We start from the raw sequence: 4339 nt of genomic DNA on the forward strand, positions 1-4339 counted from the left end.
TCGGCGAAACTCTGTCCGACTTGGCCGAAGGCGCTGCGCCTGGACGGCTCGGTCCGGGATCCGAACGCGCTCCACATGGTCATGCTGGAGAATGTGCGGCAACGTTGCGACGACGAGGAGTTCGACGTCCTCCACTTCCACCTCGACTACTATCCGTTCTCGCTGTTCCATCGCCAGCCGACGCCGTTCCTCACCACGCTGCATGGCCGGCTCGACCTTCCCGAGCATCAACCGGTGTTCTCGATGTTCAAGGATGTTCCCGTCGTGTCGATTTCCGACGCGCAGCGACGCCCCGTGCCGAACGCAAACTGGGTGCGTACGGTGCTGCACGGCCTGCCCGAAAAGCTGCTGATGCCGAGGCCTTCGACCCCAAGCTATCTCGCGGTGCTCGGGCGCATCGCGCCGGAAAAGGGCGTCGACCGGGCGATCAAGATCGCGATGCGCTGTGGCATTCCGCTCAAGATCGCCGCCAAGGTCGATCGCGCCGACCAGGACTATTTCGACCAGCTGATCTATCCGATGATCAACGGCAACCCGCTGGTCGAGTTCATCGGCGAGATCGGCGACCACGAGAAGCCGGAGTTCCTCTCCGGTGCGCTCGGCCTGCTGCTGCCGATCGACTGGCCCGAGCCGTTCGGACTCGTGATGATCGAGTCCATGGCCTGCGGCACGCCGGTGATCGCCTACAACCGCGGCTCGGTACCGGAGGTGATCGACGACGGCGTCACCGGCTTCATCGTCGAGGACGAGCTCAGCGCCGTCGCCGCCGTCCACCGGCTCTACGATCTCAGCCGCGCCCGCGTGCGCGAGCGGTTCGAGCAGCGCTTCACCGCGCGGCGCATGGCGCTCGACTACCTCGCTGCCTACCGCCGGCTGATCGACAGGGCCGAGCCGCGCATCCGGCTGGTCAGCAGCGCCGAGTAGATCGCGGGAGGCCGGTCACGACGCCGGCCGGCCTCCTCGTCCGCTTCGTCCTCAAGTGACCGTCGTCCGTTTCGGCTCGACGATCTCGAACATCCGCGGGAATTCATCCATCAACGCCATCAGCTCGGCCAGCCGCATCGGATTGCCGTCGAAGCTGATCTTGCCGGCCGCCACCGCTTCCGGAAAGGTCGTCGCCTTGGCGATGATTTCGTCGAGCGTCGCGCGCGCCAAGGTGAAGCCGGCGTCGGCGGTGGAAGCCTGCACGCCCACCGCATAGGTCAGCGCGCAGTTCTGCAAGGTCAGCACGAAGCGCTCGCCGGTGTCGGTGAAGGCCCAGTTCAGCACGATGTGCTTGCCCTCGGCCTTCGGCCCGTTCAGGCGGACACCGAGCACGTCCCACAATTGCTCGGTGCGCAGCGCCGCCAGGGTCTCGCGCGGCATGCCCGGGCGTGCCGGCACCTCCGGCATGCCGTAACGCAGCTCCTGCGCGCCGAACAGATAGGCGTTGCGCCAGGTCGCGCTCTCCGCGGCATAGCCGAGCTGCTCCAGCGTATCCGCCAGCAGCGCGCGCGCCTCCGCGTTGTCGGGCTCGGCGAACACGAGATGACCGACGGCCTGGGCGACGAAACGCAGCTCGCCCTTGGCGAAGTCCGCGCGCGCCCGCGCCAGCAGTGCCGCCGCGCCGCCCATGTACTCGACATATTTCCGGCCCGCCGCGACCGGCGGCAGCGGGTCGAGATTGACCGGGTTCGCGTCGTACCAGCCGAGATACTTCTGATAGATCGCCTTCACGTTATGGCGGATATGACCGTAATAGCCGCGCGCATGCCAGGCGTTGTCGAGGCTCTTCGGCAGCCTGATCTGCTCGGCGATCTCGGTGGCGGTGAGGCCGTGGTTCATCAGCCGCAGGGTCTGGTCATGCGCGAACTTGTAGAGGTCGCGCTGCTCGCGGATCATCGTGTCGACGCGGCTCATGCCCCATACCGGCCAGTGATGCTGCCCGCACATCACCTCGGCCTTGCCGCCCCATAATTGCAGGGCTTCGCCGAGATATTTCGACCAGGCCAGCGCATCGCGCACGTCGGCGCCCCGGAACGGCAGCAGGTTGTGGAAATTATGCGTGCAGTTCTCGGCGAGGTTCAACAGCCTGTAGCGCGGCACGTAGCAGTGCATCTCTGCCGGCGCCTCGCTGTTCGGCGCCATCTGGAACTCGAAGCTCACGCCGTCGATGGTCCTGGTGTCGCCGGTCGCCATGATCAGGTCGGTCGGCCGCAGCAGCGCGACGCTGCCCGCCGCCATGGTCTTGCCGAGACCGCAATCGACATGGCCCTTAGGGCCCTTCGCCAGCAGCGGCCCGAACTGATATTGCGCCCGGCGCAGCATCGCCGGCCCGGCGATGATGTTCTCGGACACGGCGTGCTCGATGAACAGGTTCGGCGCGATCAGCGGCACACGGCCGCTGGTGACCGCGTCCTCCGCGACGACGCCGCGCGCGCCGCCCCAATGATCGGTGTGGGTGTGCGTGAAGATCACGGCGGTCACCGGCCTGGCACCGCGGTGCTGATAGTACAGGTCGAGCGCGGCGCGCGCGCCCTCGATCGAGGTCAGCGTGTCCACGACGATGACGCCGGTGTCGCCCTCGATCAGGGTCATGTTGGCGATGTCGAGCCCGCGCACCTGGTAGACGCCGGGCACGACCTCGAACAGGCCATGATGCATGTTGAGCTTGGCCTGCCGCCACAGGCTCGGATTGACGGTGGGCGGCGCCTCCTCGGCGTCGAGGAAGCCGTAGGGTTCGAGGCTCCAGACGCTGCGCCCCTGCGCCGTCGTGACCTTGGCCTGGTCGATCGTGCCGAGGAAGCCGCGCGCGGCATCGTCAAAATCGGCGGTGTCGCCGAACGGCAGCGACTCCAGCATGGCCTGCTGCGCCGCGCTCACCGCCACGCTGGCGTCCTTTGGCTCCTTGCCGCTGACCGGCGCGTTCATGGCTGATTCCTCCCCGCAACAAGCGTCACGCCCGCAATGCTAATGCGGGGACTAGCCGCACGCAAATTGCGCGGGGCGGAACGACGCTCAGATCACGTGATCGACGGCGTCCGCGATCGCGGTATGGATCTCGTCGAGATCATCGGGGGTGACGCAGTACGGCGGCATCACGTAGATCGTGTGCCCGAGCGGGCGCAGCAGCACGTCGCTGTCGCGAATGAAGGCTTGCAGCCGGCCCGCGCGCCAGCACGATACGGCGAAACACCTTGCGTCGCGGTGCTGACGAGAGACTGCGATCAGGCCGGGGAGACGTCGGCGACCTTGCCTTCGGACGTCGTGACGGCGCGTACACCCATTGACGAATTCATCCCGAGCCGCGCCAGCAGGTCGGCGTCGCGCGCCGCTTGCGGGTTGGCGGTCGTCAGCAGCACGTCGCCGATGAAGATCGAGTTGGCGCCAGCGAGCAGGCACAGGCTCTGCAATTCGTCGCTCATGTATTGCCGCCCCGCGGACAGCCGCACCACACTGGCCGGCATCATGATGCGCGCCACCGCGATCAGACGCACCAGCGCCAGTCCGTCGGGCCGCGCGGCGGTGGCGTTGACCGGCACGCCCTTGACCTCGTTCCACAGGTTGATCGGCACGCTGTCCGGATGATCAGCGAGATTGGCGAGCAGCACGAGCATGCCGAGGCGGTCGTCGACCGCCTCGCCCATGCCGATGATGCCGCCGCAGCACACCTTGATGCCGGCCTCGCGCACATGCGCCAGCGTATCGATGCGGTCCTGCAGCGTGCGCGTGGTGATGATGCGGTCGTAGAATTCGGGCGAGGTATCGACATTGTGGTTGTAGTAGTCGAGCCCGGCTGCTTTCAGCCGCTGCGCCTGCGGCGGGCTGAGCATGCCCAGCGTGACGCAGGTCTCCATGCCCAGATCCTTCACGGCGCTGACCATGTCGCAGACCTGGTCGAGATCGCGGTCCTTCGGACTGCGCCAGGCGGCGGCCATGCAGAAGCGGTCCGCGCCGGCGTCCCTGGCGCGCCGCGCGGTCGCCAGCACGTCGTCGCGGTCCATCAGCTTCGTCGCCTTCAGGCCGGTGTCGTAGTGCGCGCTCTGCGAGCAGTAGCCGCAATCCTCCGGACAGCCGCCGGTCTTGATGCTGAGCAGGCTCGCGGTCTCCAGCCGGGTCGGATCGAAGTGCCGGCGATGGGTGGCCTGGGCGAGAAACATCAGGTCGGGAAACGGCAGCGCGTAGAGCCTGTCGGCCTCCTCCCGGGTCCAGTCATGGCGGAGGGGATTGCCAGGCTGGATCTGATCCGAGGACGAACTGCTGGTACCGACCATACTGACGCTCCAAAATTATAGATTTTCATAAATATTATCTATGAAATGATCATCATACGACCGTAAAACAGGTCACCTTTCACCGC

At 66.5% G+C, this 4339-nt stretch carries 3 protein-coding genes; 1 reads left to right on the forward strand and 2 read right to left on the reverse strand.

What is annotated here, in order from left to right; all coding sequences use genetic code 11:
• A partial coding sequence (locus tag BRAS3809_RS06010) for a glycosyltransferase family 4 protein (protein WP_035655464.1) occupies nt 1-924 on the forward strand: 924 nt, incomplete at its 5' end.
• Between the two features lie 51 nt (nt 925-975).
• Here the strand turns inward: BRAS3809_RS06010 and BRAS3809_RS06015 are convergent.
• Entirely contained in the window at nt 976-2841 is a 1866-nt protein-coding gene (locus BRAS3809_RS06015) for an alkyl/aryl-sulfatase (RefSeq protein ID WP_008961205.1), read from the reverse strand.
• Nucleotides 2842-3206: 365 nt separating this feature from the next.
• Nucleotides 3207-4253 carry a biotin synthase BioB gene (gene bioB / locus BRAS3809_RS06020; RefSeq protein ID WP_008961206.1) on the reverse strand — a complete coding sequence of 349 codons (1047 nt, stop codon included), beginning with the start codon at nt 4251-4253 and terminating at the stop codon, nt 3207-3209.
• Between the last annotated feature and the right edge of the window lie 86 nt (nt 4254-4339).

Origin of the sequence: Bradyrhizobium sp. STM 3809 (genome assembly GCF_000239795.1) — a bacterium.
GTDB lineage: Bacteria > Pseudomonadota > Alphaproteobacteria > Rhizobiales > Xanthobacteraceae > Bradyrhizobium.